Annotated in this window: 18 protein-coding genes and 1 riboswitch; of the genes, 7 read left to right on the forward strand and 11 right to left on the reverse strand. The window is 37.6% G+C overall.

Annotation, left to right across the window (positions count from 1 at the left end; all coding sequences use genetic code 11):
* Positions 1-17 precede the first annotated feature (17 nt).
* Both V2145_RS12430 and V2145_RS12435 read left to right on the forward strand, forming a co-directional pair.
* Entirely contained in the window at positions 18-683 is a 666-nt protein-coding gene (locus tag V2145_RS12430) for an SIMPL domain-containing protein (RefSeq protein WP_311858617.1), read from the forward strand.
* Positions 684-733: 50 nt separating this feature from the next.
* Positions 734-1000, forward strand: coding sequence for a hypothetical protein (locus tag V2145_RS12435; RefSeq protein WP_094909587.1), 267 nt, complete (start codon positions 734-736; stop codon positions 998-1000).
* Positions 1001-1051: 51 nt separating this feature from the next.
* Here the strand turns inward: V2145_RS12435 and V2145_RS12440 are convergent, their stop codons facing one another.
* From V2145_RS12440 to V2145_RS12450, 3 genes are all read right to left on the reverse strand, one after another.
* The gene (locus V2145_RS12440) at positions 1052-2230 is read right to left on the reverse strand and encodes a trans-sulfuration enzyme family protein (RefSeq protein WP_311858619.1); all 1179 of its coding nucleotides are present in this window, start codon (positions 2228-2230) and stop codon (positions 1052-1054) included.
* Positions 2214-3359 (reverse strand): trans-sulfuration enzyme family protein, encoded by a 1146-nt coding sequence (locus tag V2145_RS12445; protein WP_311858621.1) that lies wholly within the window; start codon positions 3357-3359, stop codon positions 2214-2216. The genes V2145_RS12440 and V2145_RS12445 overlap by 17 nt, the downstream gene beginning before the upstream one ends.
* A 73-nt stretch (positions 3360-3432) precedes the next feature.
* A riboswitch (SAM riboswitch) is annotated at positions 3433-3557 on the reverse strand.
* 94 nt (positions 3558-3651) lie between these two features.
* Positions 3652-4728 (reverse strand): CotH kinase family protein, encoded by a 1077-nt coding sequence (locus tag V2145_RS12450; RefSeq protein ID WP_094909584.1) that lies wholly within the window; start codon positions 4726-4728, stop codon positions 3652-3654.
* A 131-nt stretch (positions 4729-4859) separates the two neighbouring features.
* Here V2145_RS12450 and V2145_RS21465 point away from each other — a divergent pair, with 131 nt between their 5' ends.
* Positions 4860-5747: a CotG/ExsB N-terminal domain-containing protein gene (locus V2145_RS21465; protein ID WP_442956783.1), complete on the forward strand. Its 888-nt coding sequence runs from the start codon at positions 4860-4862 to the stop codon at positions 5745-5747.
* Positions 5748-5821: 74 nt separating this feature from the next.
* On the opposite strand, the gene V2145_RS12455 is transcribed toward V2145_RS21465, so the two are convergent.
* Complete coding sequence (locus V2145_RS12455) at positions 5822-6232, reverse strand: YppG family protein (RefSeq protein WP_094911490.1); 411 nt, start codon at positions 6230-6232, stop codon at positions 5822-5824.
* A 239-nt stretch (positions 6233-6471) separates the two neighbouring features.
* Between V2145_RS12455 and V2145_RS12460 the strand changes: the two genes are divergently transcribed.
* Positions 6472-6663 carry a YppF family protein gene (locus V2145_RS12460; protein WP_025907386.1) on the forward strand — a complete coding sequence of 64 codons (192 nt, stop codon included), beginning with the start codon at positions 6472-6474 and terminating at the stop codon, positions 6661-6663.
* 121 nt (positions 6664-6784) lie between these two features.
* Entirely contained in the window at positions 6785-6958 is a 174-nt protein-coding gene (locus V2145_RS12465; RefSeq protein ID WP_165932503.1) for a hypothetical protein, read from the forward strand.
* Between the two features lie 58 nt (positions 6959-7016).
* Here V2145_RS12465 and V2145_RS12470 read toward each other — a convergent pair whose 3' ends face one another.
* From V2145_RS12470 to V2145_RS12480, 3 genes are all read right to left on the reverse strand, one after another.
* On the reverse strand, positions 7017-7367 hold the full coding sequence (locus V2145_RS12470) for a YppE family protein (protein ID WP_094911491.1): 351 nt from the start codon (positions 7365-7367) through the stop codon (positions 7017-7019).
* 40 nt (positions 7368-7407) lie between these two features.
* Positions 7408-7653: a hypothetical protein gene (locus V2145_RS12475; RefSeq protein ID WP_094911492.1), complete on the reverse strand. Its 246-nt coding sequence runs from the start codon at positions 7651-7653 to the stop codon at positions 7408-7410.
* Positions 7654-8035: 382 nt separating this feature from the next.
* Positions 8036-8989, reverse strand: coding sequence for a DUF2515 family protein (locus tag V2145_RS12480; protein ID WP_330987802.1), 954 nt, complete (start codon positions 8987-8989; stop codon positions 8036-8038).
* 116 nt (positions 8990-9105) lie between these two features.
* Between V2145_RS12480 and recU the strand changes: the two genes are divergently transcribed.
* Together recU and V2145_RS12490 are read left to right on the forward strand one after the other, a co-directional pair.
* A complete protein-coding gene (gene recU, locus V2145_RS12485) occupies positions 9106-9708 on the forward strand; it encodes a Holliday junction resolvase RecU (RefSeq protein WP_311858626.1) in 603 nt (200 codons plus the stop codon).
* A gap of 63 nt (positions 9709-9771) precedes the next feature.
* Positions 9772-12513 (forward strand): transglycosylase domain-containing protein, encoded by a 2742-nt coding sequence (locus V2145_RS12490; protein WP_330987803.1) that lies wholly within the window; start codon positions 9772-9774, stop codon positions 12511-12513.
* Between the two features lie 25 nt (positions 12514-12538).
* On the opposite strand, the gene V2145_RS12495 is transcribed toward V2145_RS12490, so the two are convergent.
* The 4 genes from V2145_RS12495 to asnS form a co-directional block, all read right to left on the reverse strand.
* On the reverse strand, positions 12539-13057 hold the full coding sequence (locus tag V2145_RS12495; RefSeq protein ID WP_311858627.1) for a YpoC family protein: 519 nt from the start codon (positions 13055-13057) through the stop codon (positions 12539-12541).
* On the reverse strand, positions 13041-13709 hold the full coding sequence (nth, locus tag V2145_RS12500) for an endonuclease III (RefSeq protein ID WP_330987804.1): 669 nt from the start codon (positions 13707-13709) through the stop codon (positions 13041-13043). The genes V2145_RS12495 and nth overlap by 17 nt, the downstream gene beginning before the upstream one ends.
* 153 nt (positions 13710-13862) lie before the next feature.
* Positions 13863-14567: a DnaD domain-containing protein gene (locus V2145_RS12505; RefSeq protein ID WP_094911498.1), complete on the reverse strand. Its 705-nt coding sequence runs from the start codon at positions 14565-14567 to the stop codon at positions 13863-13865.
* A 213-nt stretch (positions 14568-14780) separates the two neighbouring features.
* Complete coding sequence (asnS, locus tag V2145_RS12510; protein WP_311858630.1) at positions 14781-16073, reverse strand: asparagine--tRNA ligase; 1293 nt, start codon at positions 16071-16073, stop codon at positions 14781-14783.
* Between the last annotated feature and the right edge of the window lie 22 nt (positions 16074-16095).

The raw sequence follows: 16095 nt of genomic DNA on the forward strand, positions 1-16095 counted from the left end.
ATAAGGAGGTTAATAATATGCATCCATCCATGTTTCCATATAATCACCAGCCCCCACCATCACGTGAAGAAAACGAGCGTGAGTTAAAAGTAATAGGAGAAGGCCGAATTACTGCTGTTCCTGATGGAATTTCAATTATTATTGGTGTTCGTACAGAAAACTTAAGCGTACAGCAAGCGTTAAAAGAAAATACTACCGTTTCAAATACAATGATTGATGGCTTTCAAAATGCTGGAATTGAACAAAGTGATATTGAAACAGCATCGTTTACTATTAATCCGAAATATGACTACACTGATGGCAAAACGACATTAGTTGGATACGAGGTACAGCATTTATTTGAAGTCCATGTTGAAGATATTAAACAAGCTGGTGAAGTGTACGCTATCTCTGTTGCAAGCGGTGGAAACGTAGCAGAAGATATTCGCTTTTTTGTGAAAGATCCAACACCCTATGAAAAGCAAGCTCTCTCTCAAGCCGTTCAGCACGCTGGAGAAAAAGCAACAGCTATTGCAGATACACTAGGTGTTCCCCTAAATCCTATTCCGCTGGAAGTCAATGAGCGGACGCAACAGCCTCCTGGTGGCTACATAGTGGCAGCTAAGACACTTGGGTCTGCTCCTCCGATTCAAACGCAGTCTTTGACAGTTGTATCAGCTGTGGAAGTGACATACAGATATTAGAAGATGTGTGCTAAACTAATACGTATATTAACCAAAGGAGTTTATACATCATGCTATCAGATGAACAATTGTTTAGCGCCTATCAAAAGCTTTGGATAAATCGTTCTTTTTCCAATCAAGATCATCTTTCTATTAAAGAAAAGCTAACCCAGGCCATTCAAAAAGATTTACAAGATGAAATGACGCACCCTCGAGTTCGAAAATCACCTGAAGTAAAATATGAACTTGCCGTTCAGCGTATTCAAAATAGTAATCTTATTCATAGTGAACAGCTGGCTTTAATTGATCTCTATACAAAACTACTCAAGAATTGCTAAAAAAGAGGTTGTTTCTATTCAGAAATAGAAACAACCTCTTTTCTTCTATTATTATTTAGTTACGACTTTTTCTTGAAAAGAAATTAGCGCATTGTTAAAGTCTTCCCTTAAATCTTCATACTCTTCAAGTCCAACTGATAAGCGTAAAAGTGATTCTGTGATGCCTTTTTGCTCTCTCACTTCCTGTGGAATGCTAGCGTGAGACATTGTCGCTGGGTGTGTTAAGATCGATTCAACTGCGCCCAGGCTTACACCAATTGAAGATAAACGCACGTTTTTTAATATATGCTGAGCGAGTTCATTACTTTTCAATTTAAATGAAATAATTGCTCCGTATCCGTTTGCTTGTTCAGTAATCAATTCATAATCAGGATGTGTCTTCAGCCCTGGATAATAAACCGCTTCAATGTCATCTTGTTTTTCAAGCCATTTAGCTAACTCTAAAGCTGTTTGTTGCTGTTGATCTAATCTCACTTTTAATGTTTTAATACCTCGTAGAAATAAAAAGCAATCCTGTGGCCCCAAAATAGCTCCAAATGCATTTTGAACAAACTTCACTTCGTCAGCAAGTCTTTCATCACTTACAACAACTAATCCACCAATCACATCACTATGACCACTAATATACTTTGTTGCACTATGAATCACAATATTTGCTCCTAAATTAATTGGCTGCTGCAAGTAAGGTGTCATAAACGTATTATCAACAATTGTTAGCAGGCCATAACGTTTAGCTAGTGCTGCAACACTTTTAATATCCGTTACCTGTAGGAAAGGATTTGATGGACTTTCAATGTAAATTGCTTTTGTTTGGCCTGAAATGACTTTCTCTACTTCGTCTACATTTGCCATGTTAACAAAAGTGGTTTTAATGCCAAACTTGGAAAACAATCTTGTTAACACACGATAAGTGCCACCATAAATATCATTTGAAACGATAATTTCATCTCCTGCTTTAAATAAACAAAGAACAGATGATACAGCGGCCATACCTGATGAAAATGCAAATCCTGCAGCTCCGTTTTCAAGCTGCGCAATCGTATTTTCTAAAGCTTCTCGTGTTGGATTACCTGAACGTGAATAATCATAACGCCCACCGTTGGTTTCGTCTTCGAGATTAAAAGTAGACACTTGATAAATTGGAACATTTACCGCTCCGAAATGTCCATCAATACCTGTTTTTGCGTGAATTAACTTTGTGCCGAATGAATGTTTATTGTTTGTATGCATCAAATGCCTCCTTTAAGTCTTGAATTAAATCATCTGCGTGTTCGATTCCAACAGATAAGCGCAATAAACAATTCGTTACGCCGACTCGGTTTCGAATTTCTTCTGGGATGTCTGCATGAGTTTGACGTGCTGGAAACGTCATTAAGCTCTCTACACCACCTAGACTTTCAGCAAAGGTAATAACTTTTATGTTCTCAAGTAAAACTGGCACAATTTTCGGGTCCGTTACAGCAAAGGAAATCATCCCCCCAAAGCCTCCTGCTTGTTGCTTCATTACATGATAGCCTGGGTGTGATTCAAGACCTGGGTAATAAACTTTCTCAACTAACTTATGTTTAGTCAGCCAATTCGAAATTTTCAGTGCATTTTCGTTATGTTTCTCCATGCGTAAAGCAAGCGTTTTAATACCTCGTAACAATAACCAGCTATCTTGCGGACCTAAGATTGCACCAGCTGCATTTTGATAAAAGCGAATTTTTTCACCTAACTCGCAACATCGCGTAACGACTAAGCCAGCCACTACGTCATTGTGACCACCAATGTATTTACTAGCGCTATGAATTACAATATCAGCTCCGAGAGTAAGTGGCCTTTGGTAGTATGGTGACATAAACGTATTATCAACAATTGTTAACAAATCACTTTCTTTAGCAAGTTCAATAATTCCTTTTAAATCCGTTACGTGCATCATTGGGTTGGTTGGTGTTTCAATGAACAATGCTTTCGTATTCTGCTTTACTGCTGCCTTAACTTGATCTAAATGAGCAGTATTCACATACGTTACTTCTATACCTTGCTCAGCAAAAATATCATTTAAAACTCTGTATGTACCACCATATAAATCTTCAGAGACGATTAAATGATCACCGTTTTTAAACAAAGCAAGTACAGCCATAACTCCTGCCATTCCTGAAGCAAATGCCGCTCCAACTTCTCCTGCTTCTAACGCTGTAATCGCTTCTTCTAACGCTGTCCTTGTTGGATTAGCCGTTCGAGCATAGTCATATCCTGTGCTTTCTCCTAAACGGGGATGTGCAAACGTGGATGCTTGATAAATCGGTGTAGTAATAGAGCCTGTAGCAGGGTCTCGATTGACACCTGAACGAACAAGTAGTGTTTCAATATGCATAATGTCCTCTCCTCTTTGCAGTAAATAAAAAAAACTCTTCACAGATGGAAGAGCGTTCGCTTAATCACGACTTCTCTCATCTGTTAAAATACAATCGTATTCCACAGGAATTAGCACCGTTCAAACTTACTGAATAACGTATGATTTGATGGTTGCTGGGCTTCGCAGGGCCAGTCCCTCCGCCACTCTGGATAAGAGTTTTATTAAGTTAATTATTCATTGTGTATACTTTAATAAAAATAACAAAGAATGTCAATAGAATTTTCAAAACAATTTCAATTATCTTATTTATTCAAAAAGACTTCATGGATTTTCTTAAATAGGCTTCTCTTTCTTTAATAAAATTACAAATAAACGCAGGCTCTTGATAAAAGGTTGCTAACTTGTGCTGTAGATACGGATCTTTTTCTACATAAGGTAAAATTAATTGATGAAGGTCTTCAACTCTTGGTTTCATATAATTAACGGTGAACTGATGATCTAACACAGAATTCATTTTTTTAATATACTGATTCTTAAATTTTGATATAGCCAATAAACGTGCTGTTAACGTATTAAACCCTTCCATTCTTACATAGTTACTTTCCATTTCATCTCCATTAACATCGCGTCCCCATGTAGCATCATAATCCCAAGGAAGAAGTTCAAAGCACTTCGTATCACTGTTTCGGTACAAAGCATAGTTATGAACAAAACCATCAAAATTTTGAAGGCAAATTACTCCCACTAACCAAGCCAAATAGCGATCTACTTCTAAGTGCTTTTCAATGTTATCTTCAAATTCTTGATTTGTCCATGTATTTAAATTGTAAATAAAATATTCTAATGCTTCTTCATCTGCTCCATATGCTACTTTTGTTTCGTACCCTGATTGAAGTGATTCTTTTGGCTTCTCATCCAAATCACTCATTAACGAGAAGTTTGCATCTCCGTCTACAGCATAGAAAATAGAGCCTTTTGGCAAATTACGCTTTGTTAAGAAATACTCATTTACCGATTCTAACTGTAAATACACGCCTTCATTTTTCCCGTTAATGGTAAGATGAACAAACTGTGATTTAGGTGATAGTACGCCAAGATCTGAAAAGAAATCCAGCGATAGCTTATTTCGAACTAACGAGGGATCTTTGTATTCTGCATTGAGATGAATTTCGTTGGTTTGCCCAAATTTCTTTGGTGAATAAAACTCCACATAGTACGATTTCTTTCTCATTTCTCGAATGTGTGATCCCCTTAAGGTTAAACCAATTTCATACCTTTTTTTATGGACTTTCATCACTGCAGGTATTGCATCTTCAGACCAAATATCAGCTTTTAACTCTTTAAAATCCCGAACATTAGCAAAAACAGAATAGGTGACAATTCCCATCTCGTTCCCTCCTTTTAGATACATTTTAAATTATATGAGCTCCTCTCCTAATGAGATGCTAGAAACTCCTTGCTTATTTCTTAAAATTCCACGTTTACCTCATAGCAAGTACTGTGCTTTAAGCGTATCTTATGGTGAAAGCAAAAAATGGTTTCTATAAGGAGGTTTTTAGATTGTATATTCAATCTAAGCGTATTCGTAAAGCTGCTGAATCTTTACAAAAATCAGATTTAGGCAAATTTATGTATCAAGAACCAAAAGGTCACTGCTCTAAACGTTCATCTAAAAAAACAGCTCATTCTCATAAAAAGATGGAGGAAAAAACAGCTCATTCTCATAAAAAGACGGAGAAAAAAACAGAAAAGAAAACAAATAAAAGAACGGAAAACAAGTACTGTACAAAAAGATCACGTACTTACAGAAAAGTAACGTGCTTCTGTAAAGAAAAGCACTCCCACACATCTAAGCGTTCTTGCAAAAAACATTCTCACTCCACAAAGCACTCTCATAAAAAGCACCGTTCTTGTAAAAAACATTCTCACTCCACAAAGCACTCTCATAAAAAGCACCGTTCTTGTAAAAAACATTCTCACTCCACAAAGCACTCTCATAAAAAGCACCGTTCTTGTAAAAAACATTCTCACTCCACAAAGCACTCTCATAAAAAGCACCGTTCTTGCAAAAAACATTCTCACTCCACAAAGCACTCTCATAAAAAGCACCGTTCTTGTAAAAAGCATTCTCACTCTACAAAGCACTCTCATAAAAAGCACCGTTCTTGCAAAAAACATTCTCACTCCACAAAGCACTCTCATAAAAAGCACCGTTCTACTCAAACATTTAAACGTTCTCACAAAAAAGAGAACCATTCTTCAAAAAAATCAGGTCATAAGAAAAAAACTGGTCATTTACACTTACCTAACTTAACGAAACATCCAATCACAGGCAAAAAACCAGTTAAAAAATGTCACCATTCTCCTTGCTTCTGTAATCACCCATTTAACCGCTTCTTTAGATAAACTATTACATGCTCTACAAGGCATTATCGCTTCTTGTAGAGCTCTTTTATTCCTTTTACATGCTGTACAACTTTTTATATTTTAAAGATACCAGTAAACCCTTTTACTAAAGTTGTTAATTGATTCATTGCTCCCATCATTTGCCCCGCGGTATTCATCATTTTATTGACGTCGTAATTCCCGTCTGAAGATTTAAATTGAGACATTAACGACTGAAATTGGTTAGGCTGCTGCTTCATTTGCTGATTACCTTTTGGATAAGGATTTGGAAAAGGCATTCCATTTTGATAAAAAGGATATTGCTGTTGATTGTTTACATATTGCATTTGAGGTGGAACTTGAGCATAAGGCTGTTGCGGCAACTGTGTATGATGCCATGGCTGCTGATGGTATTCTGGAAATGGGTACACCTGACTTAAATCAAACCGTTCTTCTTCCCATTGATTCTGCATGTAATATGGATAAGGATTCTGTTGATTATACATACTGGCTCGCTGCCCCCTTTTAAAAATTTTATTATATGGTATGTGGGTACTCAATCTGTGGTGACGCACTACGCCTTTTATTTTTCACTTTATATTTAGAAGAAAGTTGTGAAAAATGTTAGTTTCTGTCGAAAGTTTAAATTTTTCAAAAAAACGAGATAATTTCAATCTATGTTACGATAATTATAAGTGATGCTAACAAGACAAGCACACAAAATGGGGATAAGGAGTGAATTTACATGTATGTGAACGAGCTTCAACAAGCTTTTATGGCTAAAAAACAATATGAGCCAACTTCAAGTAATGAGCTGCTAGACTTCGCGCAGCAGCAGTATTTAAAAGGTTGTTTAACACTATCCGATTATAAAATCGCCGTTCGTGAGCTGGAACAAATCGGAGCTTCAAAACCCGAATTTGCACACGAGAATTAACTGTACTACATTGCCCTCAGCCGATTGTCTGAGGGCTTTTCTATATTTAGCTACTTATACTCCTCTCTACTGTGAGGCATATTAAAAAAGATCGTCCATTTCATTTCAAGGAGGAATTTCCATGAGTCGAGGAAAACACTTTAATCATAAAAAGCAAGGCCATGAACCAACCGTTTCGCAATCAGGACAGCACGTTGCACCAAAACATACTCAAAAAGTCGATTATGTAATTAATACAGTCGGTACGGAAGACGATCCTGCCGTTAGCATCCACGTGCAAAAAGACAACGATTAATTTAATTACAAAACAGTAAAAGCCTAAAAGTGTAAATACACTTTTAGGCTTTTACTGTTTAATCATTCATTAGAATGGACTCTAATACGTACTTATTTGACTGATACATTTGCTTAAAGCGCTTGTCTCGCGTCTCTTGATAAAAAGACTGGAGCACTACGTTTTGCAAGTTTTCACGAAGAGTATCCACTTGATTAATGTGAATATATTTAGGCTTTGTTTCTTTAAGCCACTTGGTAACAAGATCCGTCCACATGTCTAACTCATTAAAAAACTGATCAACATATGGTTTGACTTCTCCAAAGAAATTCACCTCATACTCTGACTTACTTTTAATATTAGATAAACGAGTAAGAGCTAACTCGTTATAGTGATGTAGTACTTTTGTTGCTTCAATCATTGAATTCATATTTGTCACCTCAACGATGACATTGTACCATAAATTATCGTTACACTGTACGTAGTAGTACTTCTCTTCTCCGCCATTCTGATTGAGGTGGGATTTCATAGGCTGCAGCTTCAATTTCTCGTAACGACTGGTCAATACGCTGAACGTGATTGCTATACGCTTCTTCACAAGCAGTAAACGCTTCATTAACTTGTGAAGATAATGTATCTTCTACAACATCTATTTGCTCTAATACATTATCGAATAAACTTAACACTTCGTTCGTATTTACCATTTTCAGCTTCATAGCCATCCCTCCAACTTTTTGTTTAACTACCTATTCTCTTTTTATTTTTAATCTACCTTCATACATGACAAAACTAGTTTCCATTCGGCAAAGAAAGATGTTTTACGCAGAAAATGTTTTAATTTGCACGAATTGAAACAGAGATGAGTGAAAACACTATGACTAGATTGTGCAAGAAATACGTATTGTATGTGCAGTCAACTTTGTTACAACATTCAGTTGGAGGTGTAAGAAGTGGCAAATAAGCATGAACAAAAACAACCAAAAAACAAACCTGAAACAAAAACATTTGGTGACCCTAAAAAATTAAACGGACCAAACCGTCCGTCTACGTAATATGTCCACCTAGATAGAAAAAGCTGTTTATACAAAACAGCTTTTTCTACCTAAAAAACTTCTTTATTCCTACCAAGACATGCAGCTGCTTCTGTTTATTTTGGTACCACTCCGTAATCGGTGTAGGTAAAGATAAATTAAGCTCCTTCATCAGTTTCTTCTCTTTACGCTTTGAAATTTCCCACTGTGCTCTTTTTTTCTCATGATGTGAAACAATTGGAAACGTTGTTCGTAAATAAGGTGTATCTCTTTTTTTTGAATGAAATATGTACTGTTCATAGTCAACACGTGATCCCGTATGAACAGTGGACATTGAAAACTGAAGAAATTTTGGATACAAAGCTTGTGAAAACAGCAGTTCACCAAGCTTTTTACCAAGCTTAATTCGCTCATCTACTTTGGTGAAACTATGTACAGAACACCCATAGATTTCACCTTCTATTGTAGGAAATAAAACAGAGCTGAAATGTAGAGAATCCTGAAAATGAAATAGTAAGCGGTGAAACACTTTCTTTTGATAGAAAGGATGTTCTACTACTGCCGGCTCGATAATATGCTGTTCATTAATAATGAGAGCATGCATGAGCTCAATTTCTCTTTTCTCTCCCCAAAAGGCAGTCCATTTTTCGTACATGAATGGAGATACATAAAAATATTGGAGAAGATGAAAATAAGGCTTCTCGTGCTGTTTTGACACTTCGTATAACAAAAGCTGCGGAAAAGCGTCTTGAAAGATGAGCCAATTTGCTCGCTCGTACGTTAAGAATAATAAATCTCGCGTTTCCGTAGATAGAAGCTCAGGAAACCACTTTCCCTGCAAATCACACATATTCCAGCCTGCGTTTCGTGAGACCATGCTAGCTAGAAACGACCACTTTATTTCAGGGTGATTATTGTAAAAAGTTGCGTAAGCTTCTGTTCTTGATATATTATCAATGTTCAGCTGTTTTGTTTTACGCTTAATTATATCAACTACTTGCTGTTCAAAGCTTGTCAACATGCTGCTTTCTTCCTTTACATTTGGTATGAACACTAAGTATGTTTTCATTCTATCTCAAGTGAAATTTGGTATAATAGAGTGTGCGTGTGTGAAATTAAGCAAAGGAGTGATGGTGTGTGATTCGTTATCCTAACGGAAAAGCATATAACCCTGCTAAACATCCCAACAGTCCTTCCCGGGCCAAAGTTGAGCCGGTATACAGTAATCGAGGTATGACTTTGGAAGAGGATTTAAATGAAACAAATGAGTATTATTTGACACAAGGAATAGCAGTGATTCACAAGAAACCCACACCGATTCAGATTGTGAACGTTGACTATCCTAAGCGAAGTGCTGCCGTTATTAAAGAGGCTTATTTTAAACAAGCTTCTACAACGGATTACAACGGGGTATATAACGGGAAATATATTGATTTCGAAGCAAAGGAAACAAAAAATAAAACGTCTTTTCCCTTACGAAATTTTCACGAACATCAAATTCAACATATGCACCAAATCGTGAAACAAAATGGAATCTCTTTCGTTATATTAATGTTTACTTCTTTGGAAGAAATATACCTTTTTGAAGCACCGTCCCTTTTTCCCTATTGGCAAGATATGAAAAAAGATGGACGAAAATCCATTCCAAAAGCCGATATTGAAAAAAAAGGACATTTAATCGAACTTGGTTACCATCCCAGAATCGATTACATAAAAACTATAGATAAATTGTATTTTTAAGAGTATGATATATATGTTTACGGAAATCATTCTCTTACAATTGTTTGAAAGGTAGGAGCTTTTATGTCAGATAATTATCGCTCGCGTGAAGAACGAAGACGAGCAATGAATGACAACAAACAAACGAACAAACCACAAGGAAACAAGAAAAAGGAAAAGAAAAAAGGCGGCATTTTCCGCAAGATTGTTGCTGCAGTCTTCATTTTAGGTATTATTGGACTGATAGCTGGTGTTGGAACATTTTTCGCTTTAATAAGCGATGCACCTAAAGTTGACGACTCTGTTTTAAAAGACTCGTTTTCATCTAAAATTTACGCAAACGATGGAAAAACAGTCATTAAAGAAGTCGGAGGCGAAAAGCGTACATACGTACAATATGATGAAATTCCTCAGACTGTTAAAAATGCGTTCATTGCAACCGAAGATGTTCGCTTTTATAAACACCATGGAATTGACTTTTATCGAATTGGTGGCGCTGTAGTAGCCAACTTTAAAGAAGGCTTTGGTTCAGAAGGCGCAAGTACCATTACGCAGCAGGTTGTTAAAAATTCATTCTTATCACCTGAAAAAACTGTAAAGCGTAAAGTGCAAGAAATGTGGCTTTCTTATCAGCTAGAGCGCAAATATTCAAAACAGCAAATTCTTGAAATGTATTTAAACAAAATTTACTTCTCGACTGGAGAAGTATACGGTATCGCAAAAGCAGCAGAAACGTTCTACGGCGTGACTGATTTAAACGATTTAACAGTTGATCAAGCCGCTATGCTCGCTGGATTGCCAAAAGCACCGTCAACATATAATCCGTATAAAAACCCAGAGAATGCTACAAAACGCCGTAACACAGTATTAAATTTAATGGCTAAAAACGGATTTATTACGCAAGCTGAAGCAGATCAAGCAAAGCAAGTTGATGTGCAGGCAAATTTAGTTGAACAAAACGAAAAAACGTCAAAATATGATGTGTTCATCGACCAGGTCATTGAAGAAGTACAAGAAAAAACAGATGCTAACGTCTCTTCTTCTGGATTAGAAATCTACACAACGCTTGACGTGGACGCACAAGATTATGTTGATCAATTAATGAATAATCAAATTGTCACCTTCCCTAACGATAAGTTCCAAGCCGGTCTTGTCGTGTTAGACAATGAGACAGGTGCAGTTGAAGCAATCGGTGGAGGTCGTAATCGTGTAGCTGGAGGTTTAAACTTTGCTACTGACATCGAGCGTCAACCAGGTTCAACAATTAAACCGGTTCTTGACTACGGACCTGCCGTTGAGTATTTAAAATGGTCTACCGCAGAACCAATCAAAGATGAACCTCATCAATACTCAAACGGTACACAAATCCGAAACTTCAGCCGCAACTATAAGGGCTGGGTATCTGCTCGTGAAGCGCTAGGACGTTCTTTAAATATCCCTGCTTTAAAAGCCTTCCAAGCCGTGGGAGCTGATAAAGCACAAGAATTTGGAGAAGGCCTAGGACTTGAGCTTGGCGAATCTAGCGGTGAGAAGTTTGCCGAAGCGTTTTCTATCGGTGGATTTACTGAAGGTGTTACGCCAATGGAACTAGCAGGTGCTTACAGTGCGTTTGCTAACGAAGGAATGTTCACAAAACCTTATACGGTAACAAAAGTGAAGTTCTCTGATGGTACAGAATTAGATCTATCACCAAAGCCTAAACGTGCAATGCAAGACTACACGGCGTTTATGGTAACAGACATGATGAAATCTGTTGTTGAAGCACCGTACGGAACGGCACGCGCAGCTCGTGTACCTGGCTTAGAAATCGCAGGTAAAACTGGAACATCTAACTTTGATGCAAAGGAAAAAGCAAGCTTTAATATTCCTGAAGGCGGCGTAAAAGACGTTTGGTTCTCAGGCTTTACTCCAAAGTACACGGTTTCAGTTTGGACAGGATACGAAAAGAATTCCGACGGCTATATTTATAGTGAAAATGAAAAAGCTATGGCAAAAAATATTTTCAAGCAGGTTATTACACACGTATCTCAAGGTGAAGAAAAAGGTAGCTTTAAACAGCCTGATAGTGTTGTAAAACGTGCTGTTGAAAAAGTCTCAAGTAAAGATGTGAAGAAACCAAGTGGTGCAACTCCAAAAGATTCAATTACGTATGAATACTTTGTACGAGGCACAGAGCCAACGAAAGTTTCTCAAATCTTTGTAGAAAAAGAGAAAGAAAAGAAAGAAAAAGAAGCGAAAGAAGAAAAAGCAAAACTTTCGGCTTCCTTCAGCGAAGGTTCTAATGCAATTAACGTTAACTGGTCAGGTGGAGATGATGAAACAGAGTTTACCGTCAATATGACTTCTTCTGATGGTGCAAGCCAAACATTAGCTGATAAAGGAAGTGCTGGCAGTACATCTATCCCATCACCTACTCCAGGTGCGACCTATAGCTTCAGTTTAAGTACAAATAATGCAGGCAGTGCAAGTGCTTCCGTAAAGGTACCACAATCTGCTGAAGAAGAGCCTGAAGAGAATGACGAATCTCAGCCTGGTGATGAAGGGCAAAACCCTGATGAGGGAACGCGTCCTGAAGATGAAAATGATGGTGAAGACACCGATCAGCCAGACAATGACAATTCACAAAACCCTGATCAAGGTGAGCAGCCAGAAACTGAAAATCCAAGTCAACCACCTAGCCAACCTGGAAACGCTAATAATGGAAACAACGGGAATGGTAATGGGAACGGCAATAATGACAATAATGGAAATAACGGCAACGGTAACGGCCAAGGAAACAACCAACAGCCTCCTGCTACTCCAGATCAACAAACTGAAAATGAATAAAAATAAACCGCTCATCGTGAGCGGTTTATTTTTTTAAGCGTATACGCTTAATGGCATACTGCTTTTGTAATTCCTTATATAGTTCACTAAGCTGAACGAATGAGTGATACATTCCAGGCTTTTTCAACAGAAATAGTAGACGCTCAGACGTGTTCACTGGCTTGTATGTAAGCTTTTGAATATCAGCTTCCAGTGCTGTAAGACCTTGAATAGACCTCCCATTAATCCAAAACAGCGCACTTAAAAATCTCCCACTCCATTCCGTAATTACCTCTTTTGCATTTGTCACTTTACGTATAGAAAATTGTTCGTGTAGTATTTTCTCTTGGTTCTTCCATTCTATAAATAACGATGGGATACAATCTTCTAATGAATTCCATGGAGCTTCTAAAAGCTCTTCTTCTTTCGCTACTATGTCATAGATAAAGGCTGGTTGCTGATGTGTCTCCCCCCTCAGCAACGGCGACTGAAACACAATAACATCTTGTGCGAAAAAAAATGGATCACGCTTAAATTCAGGTGGCACTTTAACCTTTGATAGCATGCTCACCTCTCGCCTTCATTCGTTTTTTTCCTTCTCGACACAGCTCCAGCAATGGACAAGTGGGACATTGAGGAGCCTGCGCTTTACAGTGATAGCGGCCAAAGAAAATTAAGCGGTGATGAGTAACTCCCCACTCTTCTTTTGGCACCTTTCGCATCAACGTTTTTTCTACTTCTAATACTGAATCCTTCCAGCGACAAATACCAAGTCTTTTACTAACTCGTTCCACGTGCGTATCAACGGCAATAGCAGGAATACCAAAAGCAACGGAAACGACGACATTAGCTGTCTTTCGGCCCACTCCAGGAAGCTTAGTAAGCTCATCTCTGTCTTGTGGTACTTCACCGTTGTACTCATGAATTAAAAGCTCACACAGCTTTCGAATATTTTTTGCTTTGTTCCGATAAAGTCCTATTGAACGAATGTCTTGCTGAAGCTCTTCTAATGAAACAGCTAGATAATCTTCTGGTGTTTGATATTTTTGAAACAGTTCTTTTGTCACTCTATTTACAAGCGCATCCGTACACTGAGCGGATAGAGCAACTGCAATCACTAGCTCAAATGGATTTTTATGATTTAATTCACAGTGTGCATCAGGAAACATTTCTGCCATTACGTCTAAACAGTGACGAATTTGTGTTAGATTTAACATAGCTTGCTAAAACAACCTTAATTTGTTTTAGCTTTTCACCCCTCTTTATCTTAGTATGTATTATCATGCTAAAAAAGCTGATTTAACATCAGGACACGCCTGAAATTAAATCAGCTTTCCTCTTCCGTTAACCACTCTTAGTAATGGAGTTTATTACTGTTCAAGCCAGTTGAAAAATGGAACAGCTGAGGAATTTTGAGATTGGGAAGGCTTCTGACTTTTAGGTTGTTGATGTTGCCTAAATTTTTGACTATGCGCTCGTGCCTGGTCGATGGTTTTAATACCATTCTTCTTCCACTCAAACAAGATGCGGTCAATGTATCGAAAATTTAATTTTCCGGACATAACTGATTCACGAAGAGCTGTTTTAATAATGATTGGATCATGATGATCTTGGTCTACCCACATAGCTAACGTTTCGCATTCAAACGGCGAAAGCGGACGACCAAACTCTTTTTCAAAAATCGAATATAAATTTATCTCTTCCTGCTCCTGCACTTGCTGCACTTCATTTTGATTTTCCTTCATCAATAAATTAATTAGCTTTCCCCAAAGTGGTTTAAGAGAATATTGCTCGGAAATAACCGAAGAGGAATCATCGAGCTGTTCAATCGTTAGAACACCTTTTTGAATAAGATTTCGAAGTACTTCCATACACTTTGTCGTGGAGACACTCATTTTTGCAGAGAGATCATGTGGAGTGGGAAAGTATTCACCACTATCAATAAATACATTAAGATGCATTAGCATCATAAATTCTGTTTCATCTAAGCCTAGATCGCTATAGTGATTAAACAATAGCTTTGGAATAGAAATAGAGCCTTGCTCAAACCATGCAATCATATCATCTTTTTTCATTTTGGAACACCTCTAAAGTTAGTATATCACGAAGGATAGGTGAAAACGAAAAACTGTTTAGGAAAACTTTCACCATAAAACAAATAAAAATCCACCGTTTTTTAGAAAGGGTGGACGTTTATTTAATGCGTAACAACATTGATTAGAAAAAGATGGCGTCATGCCACCTTTTTCTAGTGTAACAATTTTGTATACAAAGTCACTTCGCTTCTATTAAGGATACAGACGGTTTAATAGACGTGGGAATGGAATGGTTTCACGAACGTGCTCAACGCCACTAATCCATGCTACCGTACGCTCAAGTCCTAACCCGAACCCAGAGTGTGGAACTGATCCGTACTTACGAAGCTCTAAATACCATTTATACGTTTCTGTATCTAGCTCATGTTCTGCTACGCGCTGAGCTAGTAATTCTTGATCGTGGATACGCTCTGATCCACCAATAATTTCACCATAACCTTCAGGAGCAATTAAATCTGCACATAATACTACATCTCCATTTGTTGGGTCTGGCTGCATGTAGAATGGTTTTAATGATGTTGGATAATGCGTGATAAACACTGGCTTATCATAGCTTTCTGCGATAGCCGTTTCGTGTGGTGAACCAAAGTCATCTCCCCACTGAATATCATCGAATCCTTTTTCATGTAAAAATTTCAACGCATCATCATACGTAATACGTGGGAACGGAGCTTTAATTTGTTCTAATTTAGACGTATCTCGACCTAGAACATTTAATTCTAGCTTACAATTTTCTAGTACTGATTGAACCACGTGTGATACATATTCTTCTTGTACCTTTAAGCTATCTTCAAACTGGTAGAATGCCATTTCAGGCTCAATCATCCAGAATTCAATTAAATGACGACGCGTTTTTGACTTTTCTGCACGGAATGTTGGACCAAATGAAAATACTTTTCCAAGTGCCATTGCAGCTGCTTCCATATAAAGTTGGCCACTTTGTGAAAGGAATGCATCTTCATCGAAGTACTTCGTATGGAAAAGTTCTGTTGTACCTTCTGGCGCACTTCCCGTTAAGATTGGAGGATCTACTTTTGTAAACCCATTATCATTAAAGAATTCGTACGTTGCACGAATAATTTCGTTACGAACTTTCATTACAGCGTGTTGACGCTTTGAGCGTAACCATAAGTGACGGTTGTCCATTAAAAACTCTGTTCCGTGTTCTTTTGGCGTAATTGGATAGTCAACTGCTTCATGAATAACTTCTACATCCGTTACTGTTAATTCATATCCAAAAGGTGAACGCTCATCTTCTTGAACAGTTCCTGTTACGTATAAAGAAGATTCTTGCGTTAATGCTTTTGCCTTTTTGAAAACATCTTCCCCTACTTCTGCCTTTACAACAACCCCTTGAATAAATCCAGAGCCGTCTCGAAGCTGTAGGAATGCGATTTTACCACTTGAACGTTTATTTGCTAACCAAGCACCAATTGTTACTTCTTTTCCAACGTGCTTACTTGCTTCAGAAATCGTAATTTTCACGATTAAAATCCCTCCAAAAAAC

It is taken from the genome of Priestia sp. GS2 (assembly GCF_036409025.1).
In the GTDB taxonomy this organism is placed as follows: Bacteria; Bacillota; Bacilli; order Bacillales; family Bacillaceae_H; genus Priestia; species Priestia aryabhattai_A.

What these genes read in the sequence shown, in the direction of transcription:
- V2145_RS12430 (WP_311858617.1), top strand. Translation starts at nt 18, where the DNA reads ATGCATCCATCCATGTTTCCATATAATCACCAGCCCCCACCATCACGT.
- V2145_RS12435 (WP_094909587.1), top strand. Translation starts at nt 734, where the DNA reads ATGCTATCAGATGAACAATTGTTTAGCGCCTATCAAAAGCTTTGGATA.
- V2145_RS12440 (WP_311858619.1), bottom strand. Translation starts at nt 2,230, where the DNA reads ATGCATACAAACAATAAACATTCATTCGGCACAAAGTTAATTCACGCA.
- V2145_RS12445 (WP_311858621.1), bottom strand. Translation starts at nt 3,359, where the DNA reads ATGCATATTGAAACACTACTTGTTCGTTCAGGTGTCAATCGAGACCCT.
- V2145_RS12450 (WP_094909584.1), bottom strand. Translation starts at nt 4,728, where the DNA reads ATGGGAATTGTCACCTATTCTGTTTTTGCTAATGTTCGGGATTTTAAA.
- V2145_RS21465 (WP_442956783.1), top strand. Translation starts at nt 4,860, where the DNA reads ATGGTGAAAGCAAAAAATGGTTTCTATAAGGAGGTTTTTAGATTGTAT.
- V2145_RS12455 (WP_094911490.1), bottom strand. Translation starts at nt 6,232, where the DNA reads ATGTATAATCAACAGAATCCTTATCCATATTACATGCAGAATCAATGG.
- V2145_RS12460 (WP_025907386.1), top strand. Translation starts at nt 6,472, where the DNA reads ATGTATGTGAACGAGCTTCAACAAGCTTTTATGGCTAAAAAACAATAT.
- V2145_RS12465 (WP_165932503.1), top strand. Translation starts at nt 6,785, where the DNA reads ATGAGTCGAGGAAAACACTTTAATCATAAAAAGCAAGGCCATGAACCA.
- V2145_RS12470 (WP_094911491.1), bottom strand. Translation starts at nt 7,367, where the DNA reads ATGAATTCAATGATTGAAGCAACAAAAGTACTACATCACTATAACGAG.
- V2145_RS12475 (WP_094911492.1), bottom strand. Translation starts at nt 7,653, where the DNA reads ATGAAGCTGAAAATGGTAAATACGAACGAAGTGTTAAGTTTATTCGAT.
- V2145_RS12480 (WP_330987802.1), bottom strand. Translation starts at nt 8,989, where the DNA reads ATGTTGACAAGCTTTGAACAGCAAGTAGTTGATATAATTAAGCGTAAA.
- V2145_RS12490 (WP_330987803.1), top strand. Translation starts at nt 9,772, where the DNA reads ATGTCAGATAATTATCGCTCGCGTGAAGAACGAAGACGAGCAATGAAT.
- V2145_RS12495 (WP_311858627.1), bottom strand. Translation starts at nt 13,057, where the DNA reads ATGCTATCAAAGGTTAAAGTGCCACCTGAATTTAAGCGTGATCCATTT.
- nth (WP_330987804.1), bottom strand. Translation starts at nt 13,709, where the DNA reads ATGTTAAATCTAACACAAATTCGTCACTGTTTAGACGTAATGGCAGAA.
- V2145_RS12505 (WP_094911498.1), bottom strand. Translation starts at nt 14,567, where the DNA reads ATGAAAAAAGATGATATGATTGCATGGTTTGAGCAAGGCTCTATTTCT.